21 protein-coding genes are annotated in these 20,425 nt (G+C 62.6%); 6 read left to right on the forward strand and 15 right to left on the reverse strand.

All coding sequences use genetic code 11. From position 1 onward, the window contains the following. Positions 1 to 4: 4 nt before the first annotated feature. From M1L53_RS06455 to M1L53_RS06465, 3 genes are all read right to left on the reverse strand, one after another. Entirely contained in the window at positions 5 to 451 is a 447-nt protein-coding gene (locus tag M1L53_RS06455; protein ID WP_054188896.1) for a DUF2752 domain-containing protein, read from the reverse strand. A 50-nt stretch (positions 452 to 501) separates the two neighbouring features. Further along, positions 502 to 792: a CD225/dispanin family protein gene (locus M1L53_RS06460; protein WP_003940575.1), complete on the reverse strand. Its 291-nt coding sequence runs from the start codon at positions 790 to 792 to the stop codon at positions 502 to 504. 166 nt (positions 793 to 958) lie between these two features. Continuing rightward, the gene (locus tag M1L53_RS06465) at positions 959 to 2,008 is read right to left on the reverse strand and encodes an ABC transporter substrate-binding protein (RefSeq protein ID WP_054188962.1); all 1,050 of its coding nucleotides are present in this window, start codon (positions 2,006 to 2,008) and stop codon (positions 959 to 961) included. A 373-nt stretch (positions 2,009 to 2,381) separates the two neighbouring features. Between M1L53_RS06465 and M1L53_RS06470 the strand changes: the two genes are divergently transcribed. After that, positions 2,382 to 3,470, forward strand: coding sequence for a 3-deoxy-7-phosphoheptulonate synthase (locus M1L53_RS06470; protein WP_003940571.1), 1,089 nt, complete (start codon positions 2,382 to 2,384; stop codon positions 3,468 to 3,470). A gap of 54 nt (positions 3,471 to 3,524) precedes the next feature. Here M1L53_RS06470 and M1L53_RS06475 read toward each other — a convergent pair whose 3' ends face one another. The 8 genes from M1L53_RS06475 to M1L53_RS06510 all read right to left on the reverse strand — a co-directional run bounded on the left by M1L53_RS06475 (position 3,525) and on the right by M1L53_RS06510 (position 13,339). Beyond that, on the reverse strand, positions 3,525 to 4,328 hold the full coding sequence (locus tag M1L53_RS06475; protein ID WP_054188895.1) for a sugar phosphate isomerase/epimerase: 804 nt from the start codon (positions 4,326 to 4,328) through the stop codon (positions 3,525 to 3,527). Next, the gene (locus M1L53_RS06480; RefSeq protein ID WP_054188894.1) at positions 4,325 to 6,052 is read right to left on the reverse strand and encodes an FAD-dependent oxidoreductase; all 1,728 of its coding nucleotides are present in this window, start codon (positions 6,050 to 6,052) and stop codon (positions 4,325 to 4,327) included. Before M1L53_RS06480 ends, M1L53_RS06475 begins: the two co-directional genes overlap by 4 nt. Continuing rightward, positions 6,049 to 7,143: a Gfo/Idh/MocA family protein gene (locus M1L53_RS06485; protein WP_054188893.1), complete on the reverse strand. Its 1,095-nt coding sequence runs from the start codon at positions 7,141 to 7,143 to the stop codon at positions 6,049 to 6,051. Before M1L53_RS06485 ends, M1L53_RS06480 begins: the two co-directional genes overlap by 4 nt. After that, a complete protein-coding gene (locus M1L53_RS06490) occupies positions 7,143 to 7,967 on the reverse strand; it encodes an aldo/keto reductase (protein WP_054188892.1) in 825 nt (274 codons plus the stop codon). Before M1L53_RS06490 ends, M1L53_RS06485 begins: the two co-directional genes overlap by 1 nt. Further along, entirely contained in the window at positions 7,964 to 9,916 is a 1,953-nt protein-coding gene (locus M1L53_RS06495) for an FAD-dependent oxidoreductase (RefSeq protein ID WP_047270986.1), read from the reverse strand. The genes M1L53_RS06490 and M1L53_RS06495 overlap by 4 nt, the downstream gene beginning before the upstream one ends. 44 nt (positions 9,917 to 9,960) lie before the next feature. After that, on the reverse strand, positions 9,961 to 10,842 hold the full coding sequence (locus tag M1L53_RS06500) for a shikimate dehydrogenase (RefSeq protein WP_047271196.1): 882 nt from the start codon (positions 10,840 to 10,842) through the stop codon (positions 9,961 to 9,963). Positions 10,843 to 10,905: 63 nt separating this feature from the next. Continuing rightward, entirely contained in the window at positions 10,906 to 12,282 is a 1,377-nt protein-coding gene (locus tag M1L53_RS06505; protein WP_047270985.1) for an MFS transporter, read from the reverse strand. Between the two features lie 139 nt (positions 12,283 to 12,421). Next, positions 12,422 to 13,339 (reverse strand): LysR family transcriptional regulator, encoded by a 918-nt coding sequence (locus tag M1L53_RS06510; RefSeq protein ID WP_050654836.1) that lies wholly within the window; start codon positions 13,337 to 13,339, stop codon positions 12,422 to 12,424. Positions 13,340 to 13,473: 134 nt separating this feature from the next. On the opposite strand from M1L53_RS06510, the gene M1L53_RS06515 reads away from it, so the two are divergent. Further along, entirely contained in the window at positions 13,474 to 14,166 is a 693-nt protein-coding gene (locus M1L53_RS06515; protein ID WP_054188891.1) for an SDR family NAD(P)-dependent oxidoreductase, read from the forward strand. Between the two features lie 22 nt (positions 14,167 to 14,188). Here M1L53_RS06515 and M1L53_RS06520 read toward each other — a convergent pair whose 3' ends face one another. Further along, positions 14,189 to 14,962 carry a hypothetical protein gene (locus M1L53_RS06520; protein WP_054188890.1) on the reverse strand — a complete coding sequence of 258 codons (774 nt, stop codon included), beginning with the start codon at positions 14,960 to 14,962 and terminating at the stop codon, positions 14,189 to 14,191. A 105-nt stretch (positions 14,963 to 15,067) separates the two neighbouring features. Here M1L53_RS06520 and M1L53_RS06525 point away from each other — a divergent pair, with 105 nt between their 5' ends. Both M1L53_RS06525 and M1L53_RS06530 read left to right on the forward strand, forming a co-directional pair. Beyond that, positions 15,068 to 15,895: a crotonase/enoyl-CoA hydratase family protein gene (locus tag M1L53_RS06525; protein ID WP_003939849.1), complete on the forward strand. Its 828-nt coding sequence runs from the start codon at positions 15,068 to 15,070 to the stop codon at positions 15,893 to 15,895. Continuing rightward, positions 15,892 to 17,430, forward strand: coding sequence for an AMP-binding protein (locus M1L53_RS06530; RefSeq protein ID WP_054188889.1), 1,539 nt, complete (start codon positions 15,892 to 15,894; stop codon positions 17,428 to 17,430). Before M1L53_RS06525 ends, M1L53_RS06530 begins: the two co-directional genes overlap by 4 nt. On the opposite strand, the gene M1L53_RS06535 is transcribed toward M1L53_RS06530, so the two are convergent. Further along, a complete protein-coding gene (locus tag M1L53_RS06535; RefSeq protein ID WP_054188888.1) occupies positions 17,423 to 18,055 on the reverse strand; it encodes an alpha-ketoglutarate-dependent dioxygenase AlkB in 633 nt (210 codons plus the stop codon). The two genes, M1L53_RS06530 and M1L53_RS06535, sit on opposite strands and share 8 nt — an antisense overlap. 147 nt (positions 18,056 to 18,202) lie before the next feature. On the opposite strand from M1L53_RS06535, the gene M1L53_RS06540 reads away from it, so the two are divergent. Continuing rightward, positions 18,203 to 18,619 carry a hypothetical protein gene (locus M1L53_RS06540; RefSeq protein ID WP_003940106.1) on the forward strand — a complete coding sequence of 139 codons (417 nt, stop codon included), beginning with the start codon at positions 18,203 to 18,205 and terminating at the stop codon, positions 18,617 to 18,619. A gap of 94 nt (positions 18,620 to 18,713) precedes the next feature. On the opposite strand, the gene M1L53_RS06545 is transcribed toward M1L53_RS06540, so the two are convergent. Together M1L53_RS06545 and M1L53_RS06550 are read right to left on the reverse strand one after the other, a co-directional pair. Then, the gene (locus M1L53_RS06545; protein ID WP_232319121.1) at positions 18,714 to 18,935 is read right to left on the reverse strand and encodes a hypothetical protein; all 222 of its coding nucleotides are present in this window, start codon (positions 18,933 to 18,935) and stop codon (positions 18,714 to 18,716) included. A gap of 191 nt (positions 18,936 to 19,126) precedes the next feature. Continuing rightward, positions 19,127 to 19,711 (reverse strand): hypothetical protein, encoded by a 585-nt coding sequence (locus M1L53_RS06550; RefSeq protein WP_054188961.1) that lies wholly within the window; start codon positions 19,709 to 19,711, stop codon positions 19,127 to 19,129. A gap of 129 nt (positions 19,712 to 19,840) precedes the next feature. On the opposite strand from M1L53_RS06550, the gene M1L53_RS06555 reads away from it, so the two are divergent. Continuing rightward, the gene (locus M1L53_RS06555; protein ID WP_054188886.1) at positions 19,841 to 20,419 is read left to right on the forward strand and encodes a TetR/AcrR family transcriptional regulator; all 579 of its coding nucleotides are present in this window, start codon (positions 19,841 to 19,843) and stop codon (positions 20,417 to 20,419) included. Positions 20,420 to 20,425 lie beyond the last annotated feature (6 nt).

Below are 20,425 nucleotides of genomic sequence, written 5' to 3' on the forward strand. Positions count from 1 at the left end.
CGGCCTAGACGCGGAGACTGGCAAATATCGGGATCGGGGCTATGCGGACCGTCGTCCAGATCAACACGAGTGTCAAGATCACAGCCGGTGACCAGCGCAACTGATGCCAGAGCACGACGGGTCTTCCACGGGTGCGGGCGGTCGTCCACGAGACGTACGTGAACGCCAGTGCAAGCAGCATCACGAGGCCAAACACATTGAAACGCATCGCTGCACCGAAATCGCCGTGGATGAGGCTGTACACCATCCGAGTGCTACCGCAACCGGGACAATTGACGTTGAACAGCGCTTTGGTCGGACAAACGGGAATGACCCCACCAGGTGTGGTGGGGTCACTCCAGGAGATGAAGGCGCACAGCGCAATTGCCGTGAACGCAACTGCCGCTGGCGCCTTCAGTGCGGCGAGTCGTGATATGTCATCGTTCTCGGTGTCACCACAATTCGGTGTCATTGCAGTTCGGTGTTTGGCCGTCGATCAGTGTCGCCGGTCGGCGTCGGCGGTCACAGGGAACTCGATCCGGCAAGGACGACGACAAAAAGGAAGTACAGAACAGCGACGGCAACACCTGCGCCGACTGACCACAAGGCGAACTTCTTGGCATCGTCAGCTGATTTTCGCGCAGCGTCGAACTGACCTTGCGCCCACAAAGTGTTGACCTGGCTTGATTTGACGATCGAGACGATGCCGAGCGGGAGGCAGCAGAACACTGTCACGAGAATCGCCCAGACCAGATTGTTGTCCGGCGGAGGGCCGACCGGTTGTTGCTGGCCGTAGTACGGGTTCTGCGTCATTGGTCACCTAGCGTTCGGAGAAACAGGGCGTTCGGAGAAACACCCTCTGACGTGCGAAGAGCACGGGCAGGTGACAACATAATCCGTTTCCGAGTGAGTCAGTATCGACTGTTCGTATGACAGAGAATCCGGTTGATTTCTGATTCGGAAGGCGATCCCGAAGACGTCAGCGCATGACCTGTACCTGCTCGGCGATGTCAGCGGCCAGGGCCATCGCAGTCAGAGCGAGGCCGTTGTTGAGGTCGTATCGCAGATGCCCGACATGGCCGTCCTGGACAGCGCGGACTCGTTTCCACGTGGGCGACTCGGCTTCAACAGCGTCGGGGTTCTGTAGCAAGACGAAGTCGGCCTGGTCGAAGATCGCAAGCTCCTCGAGGCTGTAGAAAGTCGAATCCTTCCGATCAGGTGCGGCATGGGCAGCGTCGGTCAAGACGTTCAAGCCGAGGTCCTGCGCAACCGAGACGGCGAACGTGTTGTTCTGCAGCCAGATCTGACCGCTGTCTGCGCCGGCGATCGCAATCGACTTGCCTTCGAGGAGACCACCGATCTTGGCCCGCGCTTGTGCAAGTTCGGCGTTGTGTCGGGCGATGACGCGTTCGGCGACTTCGCGGCGATCGAGAGCCGTGAGCTGCGCGGTCATGGCCTGCTTCCACGACGAGCCCGTCGTGCCCTCGTCGACGACGAGCACCGGTGCGATGTCAGTGCCGAGCAGGCCCTTGTCCTGGTAGTAATTCCACCAGCCTTTCCCGACGACCAAAAGATCGGGGTCGTGGCTCAGTATCGATTCGGCATTCGGTTCGTTGTTCGTCCCACCGAGGCGAGCCGCGCCGGCGGGTACCTGGCGCATGAGTTGAGACTTCGGATCCCAATTGGTCGCGACGATCGGGTACTCGGCAAGTAGTGCAAAATCGAGGGCCCCGCGGGCTTCGAGCAAAACGACACGCTTGGGGTCCCGCGGCAGGCGGTAGGCCTGGTCCGCGACGACGATGTCGACCCACTCGTCCGAGGCTTCGGTGCCGCTGGATTCGCTCGAACATGCAGAGAGTGCGCCTAGTGCACCGAGCGCCGCCGCACCGGCCAGGAATCCGCGTCGTGTCAAGGAATCGATCAGACGGGTGAACTCGCCGTCCACATCTCTTGTCGACTGCAAGGGGGTATCGGTCGCAAAAGGGGACACCGTCGGGTGGAAGGTTTCGGTCGATTCGATCACAGGCATGAGAAGGCGCAGCTCCATCTGATGTTCCGGGCATTGGCAGGTGCCTGACCAACGTATTCGAATTCCGTAGCCGCAGCCTTGCTCGAAAGCGCCAATCGCTCAGCGGATTTGGCCATTTATCACGGACTCGTGCCACGGGACTCTCCCCTCGGATTCGGCTCGTTGTGGAGGGGCGCGCCCATCTGATCCGAACTCGAGGTATCGTGGCCGACATGCAGCGCGTCTATTTCTGGTTTAGCAGGCCGGCCCCGGGTGGGCCTGCCGGCGTAACCACGCGCTGACAACCTCCACCCAAGAGCCGGACTACAGACCGGCTCGCTGGAGTTTCTCTTCATCTCTGGGGTCGGCCTGAGAACAGGAAACCGAAAACCCCATGACTGTCACCATCGACACCACCGCAGCTTCGGACAGCCTCGACGATCAGCGCACTGTGAGTATCAGTCCGCTCGTGTCACCGGCGACTGTTCGGGCTCAGCACGCTCCGGACGAAGTCGCGGCCGCCACTGTGCGCACCGGTCGGGCCGACACCATCAACATCCTCAACGGTGACGACGATCGTTTGATCGTCGTAGTCGGTCCGTGCTCTGTGCACGATCCGGAAGCGGCGATGGACTACGCCCGCCGGTTGGCCGCCAAGGCCGAAGAACTGCGGGACGATCTGCACATCGTCATGCGCGTCTACTTCGAAAAGCCGCGCACCACACTCGGGTGGAAGGGCCTGCTCAACGACCCCCACCTCGACGGCACGTTCGACATCAACACCGGGCTCGGTATCGGCCGCAAGTTGCTTCTCGACGTGTCGAGCCTGGGCCTGCCTGTCGGCTGCGAGTTCCTTGATCCGATCATGCCTCAGTACATTGCCGACCTGGTCAGCTACGGTGCGATCGGCGCCCGGACCGCCGCCAGTCAGGTTCACCGTCAGCTGTGCAGCGCGCTGTCCATGCCCGTCGGTATCAAGAACTCCACCGAAGGCGACGTACAGGTAGCCGTCGACGGCACCCGCGCCGCGGCCGCGAGCCACGTGTTCCCCGGAACGGACCTCGACGGCCAGGCTGCCTTGATCCGTACCGCGGGCAACCCCGACTGCCATGTCATTCTTCGTGGCGGTAGCGACGGACCGAACTACGATGCCGAGACCGTCGCGGACACCCTTGCCCGCCTGCGTAAGTCGAACCTGCCCGAGCGCGTGGTCATCGACGCGAGCCACGGTAACAGCAGCAAGGACCATGAGCGTCAGGTCATCGTGCTCGACGACATTGCCCGACGTCTGACCGAGGGCGAGCAGGGAATCGCGGGCGTCATGTTGGAGAGTTTCATCGAGGCCGGCCGTCAGGACCTGACCTTGGGCAAGGCGGACGAGCTCACCTACGGTCAGTCGATCACCGACGCGTGCATCGACTGGTCCACCACCGCAGCGCAGTTGGACCGTCTGGCGCAGGCCGTTGCGGCTCGGAGGGGCTGACGCCCCCGTGCGCCTTTTTGGTAGCGCCAACTACCAAAAAGGCGCACAGGGCCGCTAGGCCAACACTTCTCGCGTGGCCTCGACCAGGCGCTCCAGCCAGGCGTCGGTGCCGACGGCGCGGCGCAGTGGCTCGTTGGGCAGTTCGATGCTGACCGGCAGTCCGGCAGGCAAAGTCGACCAGATGTCGGCCAGGGCTATGCCGCCGGTGCCGGGCACCAGACGCTCCTCGCGGGCCTGACGGATCAGCTCTGCGTCCCCAGTGGGAGCGGGGGTCGAACCGTCGCACATCTGGGCGTAGTGCAACCACTCGCGAGGGATGGACGCAAGATCCTCGAGCGTTGTCGCCGAGCGGTCGGTGTGCAATGCGTCGACGAGGACACTGCGAGCCGGACCGTCTGCCGCCGAGACGATCTCGATGGCCGCACGCGCATCGGGCACCGCAGTCCACGGCATGAATTCGAGCGAGGCGACGATGCCGTAGTTCGCGCACAGTTCAGCGAGGCGGGCATAGGAGTCCGTGAGCCGAGCGCGGTCGCGGTCGTCGCCGCCCACCAGAACGGCTTTGGCTCCGAGCTGTGCTCCGGCTTCGAGCAGCGGAGCGTAGTCGGTGGGGTCGAAGTCGGCTGCAAGACGGATGATTTCGAGGTCGAATACCTCGACCGGTGAATCGCCCAGTCGACGCACCAGTTCGTCCAACGACTGCTTGTCCTCGTGCAGAGGGTAGGCCGTCGTACCTGGTGCCGCAGGCATCAGACGGATACCGATGGTGTCGAAGCCGTGCTTTTCAGCCAAGGCGACGTGCTGCATCGGTGCGGTGTCGAGCACTGTGAGGGCTGCCAGTCCGAGTGAGAGTGTCATGCGTGCGCTCCAACTGTCTCGGCTCCGGCCAGTTCCCGGCCGGCCAGGTAACCGAATGTCATGGCCGGTCCGAGGTTGATGCCCCCGGACGGGTAGTGCCCGCCCATCACGCTCGCCTGATCGACGCCGACGGCGAGCAACCCCTCGATGGGGCGGTCGTTGTCATCGAGAACCTGCGACGACGAGTCCGTGACCAGTCCGGCGAAGGTGCCGAAACTCCCTGGCACGACTTTCACCGCGTAGTACGGGCCCTTCTGCAAGGGCGCGAGCGACGGGTTCGGCCACGGATTGGAAGCATCTCCGGAACCTCGGTTGAACGGTGTTGTACCGCGACCGAACTCGGGGTCTTCACCGGCCACGGCCCCGATATTGAAAGCTGCGACGGTTTTCTCCAACTGCACGGGGTCGACGCCGATCTTCTCGGCCAAGTCCCGAAGAGTGCGCCCACGCGTGAGGTACCCCGAGCGCAGGTACGGCTGGATCGGGATCGGCAAGGGCTTCGCCATGCCCAGCGGGAGGTATCGCACATACTGTTGATCGGCAATCAACCACGAGCACACCTCTTCGCCCTCGGGAACCTGCTCGACCATCGCGAGTGTGTAGTCGTGATAGCCGAGTGCTTCGTTGACAAACCGCTTGCCGTTCGCGAGAACTCCGATGACACCGGGCTTTCCGCGATCGAGGATGTGCGGGAACACACCTTCCTTGCCGTTGCGGTAGCGAACGATGGAGACGGGGCAGTACGCGACGGGGGAGGCGAGGGTGCGGTCGAGGCGACCACCCACGGATTCGCCGAGGGTGATGCCGTCGCCGGTGGTTGTCTTCGGGGTGAGTGACCAGTGCTCGTTGCCGGTGGGGGTGCGCGGGAACAGTTCGCGTCGTCGGTCGATGTCCTGTGCGAAGCCGCCGGTGGCGAGTACGACACCACGTCGGGCAGTTACCGAGTACGCGCCGTCCGGACCTTCGAGGCGGACGCCGACAACGCGGCCGTCGTCATCGGTCTGCAACGCGGTCGCGGACGTCTTCACCCGAAACTCGACGCCGAGATCGAGCGCTGAGCGAAGCATCATGCCGATAAGCGCAGTGCCGTTGACGAGTTGCTGACCACGACGCTTGGTGGCGAGATCGAACATGTGCTTAGTCACCCGAACACCACAGTGCACAAAGGCTTTTGGTGAGCGGGTCGAGTGCAGGAAAGCCTGCAGGTCGGGCCCGGCCATGATGCCCATACCGAGGAACGACGTTTCGTACAGCTGCCGACGCAGTAGCGCCGCGACATCTGGTCCGAGCTTTCGCAGACTCACCGGTTTCGGTCCGACGGAACGGTGACCCGTGCCGGCGCCCGGTGTGTCACCGTGAATATCGGCGATCTTGGCTCCGGGCACGAACTTCAGAGCAGTCTTGCGTTCGAAGAACTCGACCATCTCCGGGGCGCCGTCGAGGAGTGCATCAACTTTGGCGGCGTCGAAGTTGTCGCCGAGTCGGTTTTCCAGATATGTCCGCGGTGCCGAGCGATCCTCGACAACCCCGTCGGCGATGGCAAACATGTTGCGTGGGGTCCACATCCACCCGCCCGACCAGGCCGTTGCGCCGCCGCAGGTGTCGGCCTTCTCGACGACGAGTACGGAAGCGCCGCCATGTGCTGCGGCAATTGCTGTGGAAAGCCCGCCTGCGCCGGAGCCCACGACAACTACGTCGTAGGTGAGGGGGGTACTGCTACTCATTTCTGCTCCTTGGCAGTTGTTGCGAGGGTCGGTGTCGATGTCAGCTCGACAACCTTGCCCGTTCGTGACGATTCGTAGATTGCGGCGATGATGGCAAGTGACGCGCGCGCGTCTCGACCGGTGACGGCGGGTTCGCGCCCGGTCAGGACCGCGTCGGCGAAGTCTTGCACCTGCAAGGTGTGGAAATCGGTCAGTGCCGCATTGACCGCGCCCACATCGAGATTCGCGTCGATGTCGGCAGAGTACGGCGACCGGAACTCCACTTCGCCCGGCACCGTCCAGATTTCGTTGACACCCTCGTGCCCTTCGGGGAACTCGAGGACACTGGCGATGGCACCGGTGCGCGCGATCACCGTGACGCGGTTGCCCAGGTTGTGATTGGCACCCGTTGTCGCTGTGACGGTTGCGGTGCCGCCTGAAGCAAACGAAATCACTGCTGACGCGCTGTCTTCCGTCTCGATGTGGTCGCCGTGCGTGTGAGTGCGGATGAAGCCACTGACCGAGACGGCTTCGCCCATGAACCAGACCAGCATGTCGATCTGGTGCACGGCCTGTGTCATGAGCACGCCACCGCCGTCGGTGTCCCAGCGTCCACGCCAGGCGTCGGCCGAGTAGTAACTCGATGGGCGATGCAGGATCACCGACGCCTCACCGAGCATGGGTAGTCCGATCCGCCCGTCGTCGATGGCGTCGCGGATCCGACGTGCTGCCGGCCAGAATCGGCGTTGGAAGAGCACCCCGAACGTGATACCGGCGCGGTCGGCGGCCTCGATCATGCGGTCGGCGGCAGCAACATCGACCGCGATGGGCTTCTCGCACAAAACATGTACACCCGCTTCGGCAGCGGCCACGACTACCTCTTCATGTACCGGGTGCGGCGTGCAAACGGTGCAGGCGTCGAGTCCGAGGGCGAGAAGTTGCTCCACTGAACTCACGGCTGCGGGAATGCCGTGCGCTGCCGCGAACTCCTGGGCGCGTCCGAGATCGGGATCGCAGCAGCCGATCACCTCGACACCGGGGACTTGTTGCAGCGCGCGGGCATGGTTGCCGGCGATCTTGCCGCAGCCGACGATTCCGACTTTCAACGTCATCAGAAATGTTCCTCTGCTTCGACGTCCCGCGCCGCAGATTCGCCGCGGTCGAGACTGTTCAGTGCTTCGATGTCCTCGCTGGTGAGGGTGACGTCGAGTGCTGCCAGGTTCTCGGCCTGACGCGTCGGGTTCGCTGATCGCGCGACCGGAACCACACCCTGCGCGACGTGCCAAGCGAGGACCACTTGAGCTGGTGTGCAACCGATTCGACCGGCGATCTCCCCGACCACGGCGTTGTCGAGCACATCACCCCGGCCGAGCGGACTCCACGACTGAGTGAAGATGCCAAGTTCGTCGTTTGCGCGGCGAACCGGGATCCGAGCGAGCGACGGGTCCATCTGAATCTGGTTGACTGTCGGTGCCTCGCCGGTTTCGGCGACGACGCGGCGCAGGTGGTGCTCGAGGAAGTTCGACACACCCACGTACCGAACCAGTCCGGCGTCGCGGCAGGCCAGCATCGACTCGAACGACGCGACATAGCGATCGATTCGCGGGAGTGGCCAGTGGATCAGGAACAGATCCAGCTGGTCGAGTCCCAGTAGTTCCAGACTCTGCTCGAGGGCGCCCCGAATGTCGCCGGAAACCTGGTCGTTGCCACGAAGTTTGGTGGTGACGAACAGTTCTTCTCGCGGCACACCTGATTCCGCCAGCGCCACACCGACGGCGCCCTCGTTGCCGTAGATCGCGGCGGTGTCGATGAGGCGGTACCCGGCCTCGATGCCGGAGAGAACCGAGTTCGTGGCGTCGGCACCGACCAGGGGCCAGGTTCCGAGTCCAATGGGCGGCAATGCAGTTGCCACGGGTGTGGCTGCCTGTGTGGTCATGCGTGAACCTCCTGACGTGCCGCAGCGGCGGCGGTGATCGCGACGGCAACGTCGGCTGCGGTCACGAGTGCGGCATGGATGGACCCGCCGTCACCGCTCGCGTCGCCGACGGTATGTACTCCGAGTCGTGGTGCCAGTGAACGGAGTTCGGCAAGAAGTTCCGAACGCGGCTCGACGCCTTGCGAGATCAGCAGTTCGCCCGGAGCATCGACCTCGCTCAGCACACCGGCCGTCGAAATCGTGACGCGGTCAGCGGCGACTGTGGTGACGATCGAGCTGAGGTAGGTCGTGAGGTTCTCACTTGCGGCCAGGCGCGGCAGCAGCACGATCTTTCCGCGGCGTCCGACGTCGTGCGCGATGGTTTCCTGCGGGCCGATCATCACGACCTGGGTGCCCTTCTGAAGGAGATCGTCGGCGACGGCCGCAGCCTCACGGTCGGCGCCGAAGATGGTGACAGCGGCAGGAGCTGGATCGCCGGAGACGAGGAATTCGCGGACGTCGCGAACGGTACGGGTTGCTGCTCCGGGGAGATCGACCACGGGGCCGACGCCGCCGGCGGCAAGAACTATGGCGTCGAAATCGACACCGGAGAGCAAAGCAGCATCTACCCGGGTCGAGGTGTGGCAGTGGACCCCGAGTTCAGCCAGTTCCGCGGCGTACCAGTCCACGATCCGTCCATATTCGGGATACTCGTGAAGCTTCGATGCCAGAGCGAAGTCGCCACCGAGGCTGGGTCGCTCGTCGTACAGGTCGACGCGGTGACCGGCAAGTGCGAGGTCGCGGGCAGCGGCCATTCCCGACGGCCCGGCACCGATGACGGCGACCCGCACGGTGGCATCAGCCGGCTTTGTAGGCTGATCCAATTCGCGGCCGACCCACGGGTTGACGGAGCAGGGAATGGGGCCGGCGGCCAGGCTGTCGATGCAGTAGTTGCAGGCAATGCAAGGGCGGTACCGGCCACCGTCGATGGCGCGATTCGGGAAGTCCGGATCTGCGTGCAGCGTACGAGCCATGCTGACGAAGTTCGCCTGCCCGGATTCGATGATCCGCGCAGCGATCTCCGGCGACGTGATGCGTCCGGCCACTCCCACCGGGATGTCGAAGTCGCGCTGGTACTGCTCGGAGTACGGCGCGAGGAGACCGCGCGACCATTCACCGGGCTGGATGATCCACTGTCCCGCTTCGTAGTTGCCGGCCGAGACGTCGAGGAAATCGAGTCGGTCGGTGTCGATGGCGCCGATGCGAGCGCGAGTCATCTCGGCGTCGAGTCCGCCGTCGATGCCTTCGAAGGCTGAGAATCGGAGTCCCAGAGTGATTCCCGGTGCGTGCTCGTGGACGGAGGCGATGACCTTGTTGACGAACAAGGTGGGGTCGGCCCACTCGTCGTCGCGGTGATTGTAAGCAGGGGAGAGGAACTGGTGGATCAGATACCCGTGGCCACCGTGCAGGGAGATGACGTCGACGCCGGCCTGCTGGCAGCGTGCCGCGGCTTCACCGAAACATTCGATGATGTGCTCGATGTCGTCGCCGTCGAGTTGTTCTGGCATCTCGCCGCCGACAACCAAACACGGAATCGGTGTCGGGGCAACGGGAACAAACCCGCTGACAGAACCTTGCGCCGTACGTCCACCGTGGTTGAGTTCGACTCCGACGAGGGCGCCGTGAGCGTGGATCGCGTCGGCCATCTTCTTGATGCCGGGAATCCGTTCGTCGACGTCGACGCCCATCTGCCGGATGCGACCCTTGCCGTCGGCACGCACGTAGCTCGCTTCGGTGAAGATCAGTGCCGCACCGCCTTCGGCGCGGCGAGCGAGGTACGCGATGTACTCGTCCGTCATGGTGCCGTCGTTTTCGCAGTAGTTGCGTTCCATCGGGGCCGACACGAACCGGTTCCGGAGGCGGACGCTGCCCATGTCGAGAGGTTCGGCGAAAGGCGCAGTCACATTCATCAGTGCTCCTGGTACTTCGCGAGAAAGTAGGTGTTCGGTTGTGCTCATGCGCATGCCGTCTCGGAGAGCAGCTCGCTCAGATGGCTGCGCATGCGATCCGTATCGGCTTCGACACCAGTCAGGAGTGTGAAGGTGTCAGAGGCTTGAGCCACCAGCATCTGCCCACCGTCGAGAACTGCGCATCCGAGAGCAGCTGCAGCGTCGAGCAATTCGGTGCGCATCGGTCGATAAACGATGTCAGCGACCCACAATCCGGAATGCAACGCCGCAGGGTCGAAGGGAGTTCCGGGGTGACCCACCATGCCGATCGGAGATGCGTTGACGACGCCGTCGCACGTAGTCAGGTTGACGGCGATCTCATCGATCGCCAAAGCCGTTGTGCGCGTGCCAGGGAAGGCCGAGGCGACGCGAGAACACACATCGGCAGCGCGAGCGGGATCAATATCTGCGATGCGAAGATCCGTGGTGCCGGCGGCGGCGAGTGCGTATGCCACAGCGGAACCCGCCCCTCCTGCCCCGGCAAGCACCACTCGGTCCAAGGCGGCGTCGGGCAAACCGCGCTGCAGTGCTGTGAGGAATCCGCTGTGGTCTGTGTTGTGGCCGATCAAACGGCCGTTGTCGACCACAACCGTGTTGACGGCACCGAGCAACCGCGCGTTGTCGGACAGCTCGTCGAGCGCGTCCACGACAACCTGCTTGCACGGGTGGGTGATGTTCAGTCCGGTGAAATCGCCCGCGACGGCGCCACGCACCACCTCACCGGTTTTCTCGACCGAGATGTTCAGGTTCTCGAGATCTACCAGTTCGTAGCTGTAATCGTCGAGTCCCAGTGCTGCTGCTTCGTGTGCGTGCAACGCGGGCGAGAGTGAGGTGGCGATACCCGACCCGACAAGGCCGATACGGTGACGTGTGTATTCGGTGGTCATGACATTCTCCTGCATAAGTGGGGACGGCCCCTCGCGGCAATTCAGCGCGAGGGGCCGGTCCGGTCAAGCGTTGTTGCTGGTGAGCTCTGAGTCCTGCTTGATCGGCAGGCTCGGCTTCGGTTGGCCCAGTTCTGCTGTGGGCGTGCGGTACGTTTCCGGTCCGGTCATTGCCGCGATGGCGGAGACGACGGCGAAGCCCAGGCACATCCAGGCAACCGGTGTCCAGTTGCTCTTGTCTCCGGCTGAAATCGCCTGAGCGATAGCCGGTGTGAAGCCGGCAACAAGGAGTCCGAGCATGAGGCTGACGGCCATTCCGGTGTATCGGACCTTCGCGGGGAACTGCTCCGGGAAGTACGCCGGGTACGTGCCGTTGGGCATGGCGTAGAAGATGCCGATCATGACGATTCCCGAAGCGAAGACCATGGGGACGCTTTGGGTTCCGATCGAATGGAAGAAGACGAAGATCATCAGGCCGGCTCCGATCGCGCCGACGACGAAGATGGGCTTGCGTCCGTAGCGATCCGAGAGGATGCCGAACAGCGGCTGAGTCAGTACGGCAACAAAATTGGCGGTCGCGATTGCCCACAGCATCGTGGAGCGCTCGAAGCCGGATTCGACGGCGTACGCCAGGGCGAAGACGTTGACGATGGTGTTGATCATCGCGAAGGTCGAGCTCATGCTGATACGGATCACGGTGCGCCAGTGCGAGCGGAACATCTCGACGACGGGAATTCCGGCCGTCTCGTCCTGTTCCTTGAGTTCCTCGAATACCTCCGGCTCATCCAGGGCGCGACGTAGCCACAGCGCGACGACGGTCACGATGATGCTGAGCCAGAAGGGAACTCGCCAACCCCACGAGTAGAGGTCTTCGTCGGGCAGGCTCGCCACTGGGATGAATACCAGGCTGGAGACGACGATGCCGAACATGATCCCGCTCATGGTGAACGAGGTGAAGAACGAACGACGGTGATCAGGTGCGTGTTCGAGCGTCAGTGCCGAAGAGCCGGGTGATTCACCGCCCGCAGAGAGCCCTTGAAGAAGGCGAAGCAAGACGAGAATGATCGGCGCGGCGATGCCGATCTGGTCGTAGGTCGGCAGGCAACCGACGATGACCGTCGCAACACCCATGAGGAGCAGGCAGGCGAGAAGCGCGTTCTTGCGTCCGTACCGATCGCCGAGGTGTCCCCAAAGCACCGCGCCGAGCGGGCGGGCGACGTAGGCGACACCTAAGGTGCTGATCGAGAGCAGGGTTGCCGTTGATCCGCCGCCGGGGAAGAAGATCTTGGGGAACACCAGCGCGGCCGCGGAGCCGTAGATGAAGAAGTCGTAGTACTCGAGGGTGCTGCCGAGGAAGCCCGAAACGGCGGCGCGGCGCGCGTTCGCATTCGGATGTTCCTCGGTCGAGTTCGTGGATCCGGTGGAGGTGATCGGAGGTGCCATGTGAAGTCCTTTCGTCCCGATGGGCCGGCCGTGGCGGCACGTTTGGAGATGCACCACGCATCGGTGACGTCCCTCACCTTTCGGCGGCTGAGACGACAGTGCCACGAAGGACTATGGCGCGTCCAACACTAAATGAGTCTCAGATAATGACGTTTTTGGTCTCAATCTCCGGCGTCGGCAGAATTTCCTCGGATGTCTCCAATGCGACGGCGAGCGCATCGGACATGTGCCGCGGTGACCAGGCAATTCCGTGATTCATGAACGTCGGCTCGCCGGTGAGTGGGACGAACACACTGCCAGGTGGGGTGATAGCAGCCATGCCGGACGTCATCAGCGCTACACCAACGCCGGCGGCAACGAGCATCAGGATCATGTACGGATCGGTGATCTCCTGGACGACGCGAGGCCTGAAGTCTGCGTTCATGCAGGCGCGCATCGCGGTTTCCTGGAGGGCCGAGCCGGCCGAGAGCGGGGTGGTCACGAATCCGTCGTCGGCCAATTCGCGGAGGTCGATCGCGTCTCTCTCTGCGAGGGGATGGTCGATCGGAAGCACAGCGCCGAATGCCTCCCGTCGGATGAGTCGGGTAGACAGTGATGCGGATTCCACGGGTAGTCCGACGAAGGCGAGATCGAGGGCGCCGCTCTCGAGTTGGATGACCGCGTCGCGCGTCATGATCCGGCCGAGGAGTGTCAGTTCGACTTCCGGATAACGCTGACGCAACGCGCGTGTCAGTGGCGGAAGTGCTTGATAGTTGAGCACTCCGGTGAACCCGATCGTGACTCGTCCGTAGACGCCTCCCGACGACGCGCGCGTAGCGTGTCGTGCCGTCTCCATGTTCTCGATGACGCGATAGGCGTGGGGGAGAAAGGCATGTCCGCCGGATGTGAGTGCGACGCTGCGAGTGCTTCGTTCGAACAACTTGACGCCGATGTCCTTTTCGAGCTTTCGGATCATCTGGCTGAGAGGCGACTGGGCCATCTGGAGCCGTGATGCGGCCCGCCCGAAGTGAAGTTCTTCCGCAACCGCGACAAACGCGTGCAACCAGCGGGTTTCCATCGGCAAGGCCTCCAGGTATTTGACGTTGACAACAAACGCCATATATTCAGAATTTCTACACAGTGTGACGGCAATTATGCCCGTTTGCAACATAAATTGAGTGCGAAGCGCACAGAAACTCAGGAGTGAATGCGATGCAGGGTTACCCAGAGGGTGTCACAGCGCTCGTTACCGGCGGTGCGAGCGGAATCGGCGCCGCAAGTGCAAAGCTGTTGACGGAGAGGGGAGTTCGGGTGGTAACGGCAGATCTTGCCGAAGGCGCGGACGAACAACTCGACGTGAGTGATCCGACAGCAGTCGATGCGCTTCGAACCAGGCTCGGCAGAGTCGACATCTTGATCAACAGTGCGGGAATCGTAGGACCATCAGCGCCACTCGTCGACGTAGATCTTGTGGCTTGGCAGCGTACGTTCCGGATCAACGTCGAAGGGACCTTCCTGATGTGCCGGGCGTTCGTGCCGGGAATGGTTGCGTCGGGGTGGGGACGGGTCGTCAATCTCGCGAGTATTGCGGCCAAGGACGGAAACCCGAATCAGAGTGCATATTCCGCATCCAAAGCGGCAGTCGTCGCGCTGACGAAATCGCTCGGCAGAGAGGTCGCCACCACCGGTGTGCTGGTCAACGCGATAGCTCCGGCGGCGGTGGAAAGTCCTATGAATGCCGGCACCGATCCGGCCATCCTCGCCCGTTCGCAGTCTTTGACGCCGATGGCGCGAATGGGGAGGGCCGACGAGATTGCCGAACTGATCTCCTGGCTGTCGTCGTCGGCGGTAAGTTACTCGACCGGCGCCGTGTACGACGCCAGCGGCGGCCGTGCAACATACTGAATTACCTTCTGGGAGAAATCGATCAGAACCGGAGCAGTGACTGCCACAGTTCGCGAGATGCGTCCTGGTACTCGAGCATGTGCGAGATCAGTTCGCGCAGTGGCTGTGTCGGTTCGAGTTCTTCCGGAAGGAGCGGATTGCGCACGATGACCGCGATCACCGCGCTGCCCAGAGCAAGTGATTCGCGGGCCGCCTCCTCGCGACTGATTGTCGCCAGGCGTGTTTGCGCCTGTGTGAGTGCTTCACGGGCCTCGGCGATGTCGGCCAACAGTGCTTCCGAGTTCCAGAGTGTGCGGATTGTCGAATCATCCTCGGGGGCAAGGTGAGCGATTTCCATGACGGCCGATTCGGGGGCGGCGCCGAGTCGGCGGAGAGTGCGGCGGGCGCTGTCCGTGCCGCCGAGGAGATTGTTCGGACGGACTGCGAGTGTGGGCTTCCACTCCTCGTAACCCGCCAGTCGCAGCGCTTGATCGTGCCGGCGGGCGGCAGTGCGGTCGCTTCGTTTGAGCCCCGAGTGCTCGACGGCGATCCAGGTGCCGTCCCAGGGGCGTATGCGATCGGTACGAGTTCGCCACCCCTCGACCTCGCTGTAGGTGGGGATGCCGTCCGGGTTGAGGACGTACGTTCCACGAGCGGTACGACGCAGTTTGTTCTCTCGGCACAGGCGGCCCGTTGCCACGCGAATGCTCGATGCGCTGACGCCGACGATCTCGCCGGCCCGGGTCAGCACAGCGGTGCTGAACTCGGTGTCCGGGCTCGCTGTTGCGAGGTCCAGCACAACTCGGGTTGCGGACATTCCTCGATCAGTTTGTAACAACTTTTGAACAACTCCTGACAAATTCTGTTACAAGTGGCATGGTGGGTACCGGGAAACCTTATCCGCGAGCAGTGAGGAAATATCGTGACCGACTCCGATCGACCAGGTGGCGATGTCTATGTGGAGCGTGACGGTGGCGTCACTGTCATCGTGATGAATCGCCCTGATCGCAAGAATGCGGTGGACGGGCCGATGGCGGCGCAGTTGCGTGATGCCTTCCTGGAATTCGAGTCGGACGAGAGTCAGAAGGTGGCAATTCTGTGGGGTGCGGGCGGCACATTTTGTGCCGGTGCGGATTTGACCGCAGTCTCCGACCCCGCGCGCGTGCACGAGTTGCATCCGGAAGGCGGCGGCACCGGCCCGATGGGGCCGAGTCGGTTGGTGTTGTCCAAACCGTTGATCGCCGCCGTCAGTGGATACGCAGTGGCCGGAGGGCTCGAGCTTTCATTGCTCGCGGACCTGAGGATCTGCGAGGAGGATTCCGTGTTCGGAGTCTTCTGCCGGCGCTGGGGAGTTCCTCTCATCGACGGCGGGACCGTGCGACTGCCGCGAATCGTCGGGCAGGGGCGAGCGCTCGACATGATCTTGACCGGTCGCCCGGTCGACGCTTCGGAGGCGTTGGCCTTCGGACTGGCCAATCGTGTTGTTCCAGTGGGGCAGTCACTCCAGGTAGCCAAGGAGCTTGCGCACCAGTTGTCCGCTTTCCCACAACTCTGCATGCTCGCGGATCGCGCATCGGCCTACCGATCTTTTGATCTACCACTTGCCGAAGCACTGCGCGCCGAGGGTGTCGCAGGAAATCCCATTGTCATCGCCGAAGGTGTGCGCGGCGCTGCTGCGTTCGCCGCGGGCGCCGGCCGGCACGGCCGATTCGAGAACAACCCGAATTCGAACGAGGAAACTGAACCATGATGCCCGTAACCCGAGATCTGATCGCCCGTGGTGCGCGACAGCACGGACCGCGAACAGCCGTCGTCTTCGGCGATCGATCGATGACGTTCACGGAAGTGGACGAACTCAGCAGCCGATTGGCGCATACATTCATCGCGCTCGGTATCGGGCGTGGTGCACGGGTTGCGTTGCTGGTCAACAACTCTCTTGCCAGCGTGCCTGTCGATTTTGCGTGTGTCAAAGCCGGCATCAACAGGGTTCCGCTCAACTCGCGACTCTCGCTCGACGAGCACGCACGAATGCTCGAGGACACCGACACCTCGCACGTCGTTTTCGGTACTGACCTTGCCGGCCGAGCTGCTGAACTGTCCGCCAGGTTCCCGGATCGGACGTTCGTCGGGCTGGAAACAGGTGCGGAGGGGCAGCTTTCGCTGTTGGATCGAGCACAGGGCATGTCTTCGGCCACTCCGGACGTCGAGGTAGATCCCGACGACGTGATCCTGACGCTGTTCACCTCCGGGACCACGGGAACGCTGAAGGCCGCGCAGCACACTCAGCGCAGCTACGCCGGCATCTGCCGCAATGTTCTGCTCAATCTGCTTCCGGCGACTCAGGAAGACACGATGCTGCACGCGGCATCACTGATTCACGCCAGCGGTGTCTTCGTGCTTCCATTCTGGCTCCGTGGCGGCAAGACCGTCATCCTCCCCGGATTCGACCCGTCGACCTTCTTGGACTCGATAACCGAGCATCGGGCTACGGCAATCAATCTGGTGCCGACGATGATTCAGATGCTCCTCGAACGCCCTGATTTTGCGAGCGCAGACATCTCGAGTCTGAAATCCGTGATCTACGGTGCGTCGCCGATGCCGCTGGCCACCATCGAACGTGCAATGCAGGCGTGGGGGCAACACCGTTTTCTCCAGTACTACGGGCAGACCGAGGCACCGCTGTGTATTGCAGTCTTACGGCCCGAAGATCACACGGAAGATCGCCTGCTGTCCTGTGGTCAGCCGTCCATCGACGTCGAGATCAGGCTGCTCGACGGCGAGGGAAACGAAGTGCCCCAGGGAGAACCGGGTGAAATCGTGATCCGCTCGCCATCGGCGATCGCCGGATACTTCAATGCACCGGAACTGAATGCGGACACCTTCACCGAAGACGGCTGGGTTCACACCCGTGACATCGGTCAGTTCGACGCCGAAGGATTCTTGTTCTTGAAGGACCGAGCTTCGGACATGATCATCAGCGGCGGATACAACGTCTACCCCCGTGAAGTCGAGGATGCACTCCTGACGCATCCGTCTGTCCGTGAGGTCGCCGTGGTGGGTACCGCCGACGCCAAGTGGGTGGAGGCGGTCACGGCTGTGGTGGTACTCGAGGACGGGACCGTCGAAAACGACGTACTGCAAGCATCATTGGTCGCGCACGTCGGCGAGCGACTGGCGTCGTACAAGAAGCCGCGTCGGGTTGTTTTTGCAGAATCCATACCGAAGACGGCCGTCGGCAAGCTCAATCGGAAGGCGCTGCGAGACGAACTCCGCGACGCTATCTAACTCCGCGAGTGCGGAATTGAACGCTGATTCTCGGCCCGAGGGCCCGCGCACTCTTCGGGACACAGTGTTCCCACGTGCGTTGGCAGGATCCGCCCATGACGAGTAGATCTCCGTGTCCGAGATTGAAGCGGATGGATTCGCCGCCCCCACGAGGGCGCAATAGGAGCGGGCGAGCCGCACCGAGAGACAGGATGGCCACCATCGTGTCCTCGGTGCGACTTCGTCCCGTATCGTCCCCGTGCCAGGCAACGCTGTCGGAACCGTCGCGATAGAAACAGAGACCCGACGTGGCGAATGGTTCACCGAGTTCGTCGAAGTAGTGACTGCTCAGCGCGTCTTTGGCTTCGGTGAGAAGTGCGTCCGGCAGTGGTTGATTCTCTGCGTAGAAACACACCAGACGAGGGACGTCGACAACGCGGTCGTACATCTGACGCCGTTCGGAACGCCACGGCACCGTAGCTTCCAGATTGTCGAACACGGCCTCCGATCCGGTCAGCCAGGCCGGGCGATGGTCGACCCATGCGCCGGCGGTGAGAATACGTCGCTGCACCGTGCCGTCGAGATCGGCCAAAGAAACGCCGAGGTCACCGTTGTCGAACAGAGACGGTTGCATCGTGGCGGGCATAGGCTCCACCGTACACCGAAATCGAACATATGTTCCCATGAATTTTGATTGCAGTGCTGGACGGCTGTTCATCCTTGCTGGGTGATGTCCGTCGGCGTGAACCTTTGAATACTGTTCTCACGCTATTTCGCCGAAGAAGGGGACGTCATGACTGCTCCGCACCAATCTCATGCGAACCATCCTGTCCGACAGGGCTTTGCCATCGGGACCACGGTGGCGGCAGCCTGCCTGCTCTTCGTCGCGGGAATCGTCGCGTTGCTGCAGGGCATCGCGGCTCTCGCAGACAACGACCTGCTGATCGTCGGAGTCAACTACACCTTCGAATTCGATGTCACGACATGGGGTTGGATCCACATCGTTCTCGGAATCATCGGCATCGCGGTGTCGCTGGGATTGTTCGTCGGCATGACGTGGGCCCGCGGCATGGCCTTCGTGATCGCGGCGCTCTCGATCGTGGCGAATTTCCTGTGGATGCCGTACTACCCGCTGTGGTCGATCGTGATCATCGCCCTCGACGTCGCTGTGATCTGGGCCGTCGCGACCTGGCGACCTGACGAGGTGTGATCCTCTGACCGAAGTGAGTGGTTCACCTGCGGTAGGTGAACCACTCACTTCGCTGTGTCCGGGCCTCCACGGTTGGCCTCATCCCTACGCGGCGTCAGCGCCGTTTCGGTGACTCGCGATCCTGGTTCTCGCGCGGACGCATGTCCTTCGTCGATCGGTGTGGGAAGCCGTGGATCATCGAGCAAGAGATCCAGCAGATCACTACCGTTACGAGTCCGATCGACGCGAATGGTTCCTGCGTGGCCAGCCAGACGCTCAGTCCGATTGCCGTCCCGACGATCAGAATCAGGAGGGTGTCGAGTCGTGTCGTTTGCATCGAAATCATCGCCTGGCACAGATTGTTTTCGGCGGCCCGCTGGTTTTGGCGGCCCGCCGCCCGGCGAGTGACAGCCGGGGGCAGACCTTGCGCGGCTGACCCCTCGCTCTGGAAATCGCCGCCGCAAGTGATCAATACCCGCGAAATTCGTCTGCGAAACTCTTGGCAGGCAGAACAGGACCTTTGGCCGGTCAGATCGATTCCGCGCGGTTGGCCGCCTCGATGAATCGGGACCAGAACGGTACGCGGACGCTAATGGGAGAGAGTGTCTTTCGGCCCTGTCCGAGGGGGAACTCATTGGCGAGATATTCGAGGAGGTTTGCCCCGTAGTAGACGATGCCGGTCTGCCACACGGAGATCACCGGCGATCCCGAGGGGGAGGGTGCGGCGGGCGTGAAGCGGTGAGCGAAGATCGGGACAAGGCGCGGCCACGCTCCGATCTGTTGACGCACGATTGTGGTGACGTCCTCGGGTGAGGCGGGCATTCTGCCCCACGATGCCGGCCAGAACGGTGGTTGTTGATGCAGTGCATCCCAAATGAAACCTTCGGTGACTTTATCTAGCCAAGTACCCAACTCGAGGTCGTCGGCGCTACGCCAGTTCGGCCAACGGTCGCCAAGTGGTAACGCAGTGGCAAGAAGGCTGCGGTGGTCTGGGTTGAAGTGAAATCCAAAGCGTTCGTGGACGGAATCGAACTCTGCGTCGGTCAGACCCTCGCTGAGTTCGATCCCGGCCCCGTTGAGCAGTGCCGCTGCCTCGCGCCCGACGTGCTTCATTTCAGGAGTCTTGCAGATGCCACGTCCAGAACGGCAACGATGCTCTGGTCGATCACCGCACAATCGCCCGGCCGGCCTGTTGGTCGAACCTACGTTGAGGTTGTACATACTAGTTGTTACAGTCGATTGGTGAACTCTAAGGACCAGCTGACGGGTGCGATGGCAGAGCTGTTGTGGGAGCGCGGCTATGCAGCGACGAGCCCACGCGACGTGATGACACGTGCCGGGGTTGGCCAGGGCAGCATGTATCACCATTTCAGTGGAAAGCACGAACTCGCGGTAGAGGCGCTGTCTGCAGTTACCCGAGAAATGACGGGCGAGTCATCTCCGTTGGGTGGAGAAGGCTCGCCCCTCGAACAGATGAAGCGCTACCTCTCATTGCCGCGGCCGGGTACTCGGGGGTGCCGGGTGGGTCGGATGACCCAGGACCCGGAAGTGGTCACGGATGCAGAACTGATCGCAGTTGTTGCGAATGCCTTCGACACCATGCTGAACCATTGGGAGCGGGCGATCACTGCCGCGATTGCTGCAGGAGAACTTCCGACGAGCATCGTCCCGGCGGATCTCGCGCGAACGCTGGCAGCCGTCCTGCAGGGCGGCTATGTACTTGCCCGCGCGCAGGGTGAACAGGGCCCGATGGACGCGGCGGTTCGTGGAGCCATTTCCCTGCTCGACGCCGCCCAGTCCGCTCTCTGCACCGATCACTGACCAACT

It is taken from the genome of Rhodococcus sp. T9N, from assembly GCF_024436645.1.
Lineage (GTDB): Bacteria > Actinomycetota > Actinomycetes > Mycobacteriales > Mycobacteriaceae > Rhodococcus_F > Rhodococcus_F qingshengii.

Excerpts from the sequence above, each read along its gene's own strand:
- M1L53_RS06485 (WP_054188893.1), bottom strand. The coding sequence starts at position 7,143 with ATGACGTTGAAAGTCGGAATCGTCGGCTGCGGCAAGATCGCCGGCAAC.
- M1L53_RS06535 (WP_054188888.1), bottom strand. The coding sequence starts at position 18,055 with ATGCCCGCCACGATGCAACCGTCTCTGTTCGACAACGGTGACCTCGGC.
- M1L53_RS06495 (WP_047270986.1), bottom strand. The coding sequence starts at position 9,916 with ATGAATGTGACTGCGCCTTTCGCCGAACCTCTCGACATGGGCAGCGTC.
- M1L53_RS06455 (WP_054188896.1), bottom strand. The coding sequence starts at position 451 with ATGACACCGAATTGTGGTGACACCGAGAACGATGACATATCACGACTC.
- M1L53_RS06480 (WP_054188894.1), bottom strand. The coding sequence starts at position 6,052 with ATGAGTAGCAGTACCCCCCTCACCTACGACGTAGTTGTCGTGGGCTCC.
- M1L53_RS06500 (WP_047271196.1), bottom strand. The coding sequence starts at position 10,842 with ATGACCACCGAATACACACGTCACCGTATCGGCCTTGTCGGGTCGGGT.
- M1L53_RS06490 (WP_054188892.1), bottom strand. The coding sequence starts at position 7,967 with ATGACCACACAGGCAGCCACACCCGTGGCAACTGCATTGCCGCCCATT.
- M1L53_RS06460 (WP_003940575.1), bottom strand. The coding sequence starts at position 792 with ATGACGCAGAACCCGTACTACGGCCAGCAACAACCGGTCGGCCCTCCG.
- M1L53_RS06515 (WP_054188891.1), top strand. The coding sequence starts at position 13,474 with ATGCAGGGTTACCCAGAGGGTGTCACAGCGCTCGTTACCGGCGGTGCG.
- M1L53_RS06510 (WP_050654836.1), bottom strand. The coding sequence starts at position 13,339 with ATGGAAACCCGCTGGTTGCACGCGTTTGTCGCGGTTGCGGAAGAACTT.
- M1L53_RS06465 (WP_054188962.1), bottom strand. The coding sequence starts at position 2,008 with ATGCCTGTGATCGAATCGACCGAAACCTTCCACCCGACGGTGTCCCCT.
- M1L53_RS06505 (WP_047270985.1), bottom strand. The coding sequence starts at position 12,282 with ATGGCACCTCCGATCACCTCCACCGGATCCACGAACTCGACCGAGGAA.
- M1L53_RS06550 (WP_054188961.1), bottom strand. The coding sequence starts at position 19,711 with ATGAAGCACGTCGGGCGCGAGGCAGCGGCACTGCTCAACGGGGCCGGG.
- M1L53_RS06530 (WP_054188889.1), top strand. The coding sequence starts at position 15,892 with ATGATGCCCGTAACCCGAGATCTGATCGCCCGTGGTGCGCGACAGCAC.
- M1L53_RS06520 (WP_054188890.1), bottom strand. The coding sequence starts at position 14,962 with ATGTCCGCAACCCGAGTTGTGCTGGACCTCGCAACAGCGAGCCCGGAC.
- M1L53_RS06470 (WP_003940571.1), top strand. The coding sequence starts at position 2,382 with ATGACTGTCACCATCGACACCACCGCAGCTTCGGACAGCCTCGACGAT.
- M1L53_RS06545 (WP_232319121.1), bottom strand. The coding sequence starts at position 18,935 with ATGCAAACGACACGACTCGACACCCTCCTGATTCTGATCGTCGGGACG.
- M1L53_RS06475 (WP_054188895.1), bottom strand. The coding sequence starts at position 4,328 with ATGACACTCTCACTCGGACTGGCAGCCCTCACAGTGCTCGACACCGCA.
- M1L53_RS06540 (WP_003940106.1), top strand. The coding sequence starts at position 18,203 with ATGACTGCTCCGCACCAATCTCATGCGAACCATCCTGTCCGACAGGGC.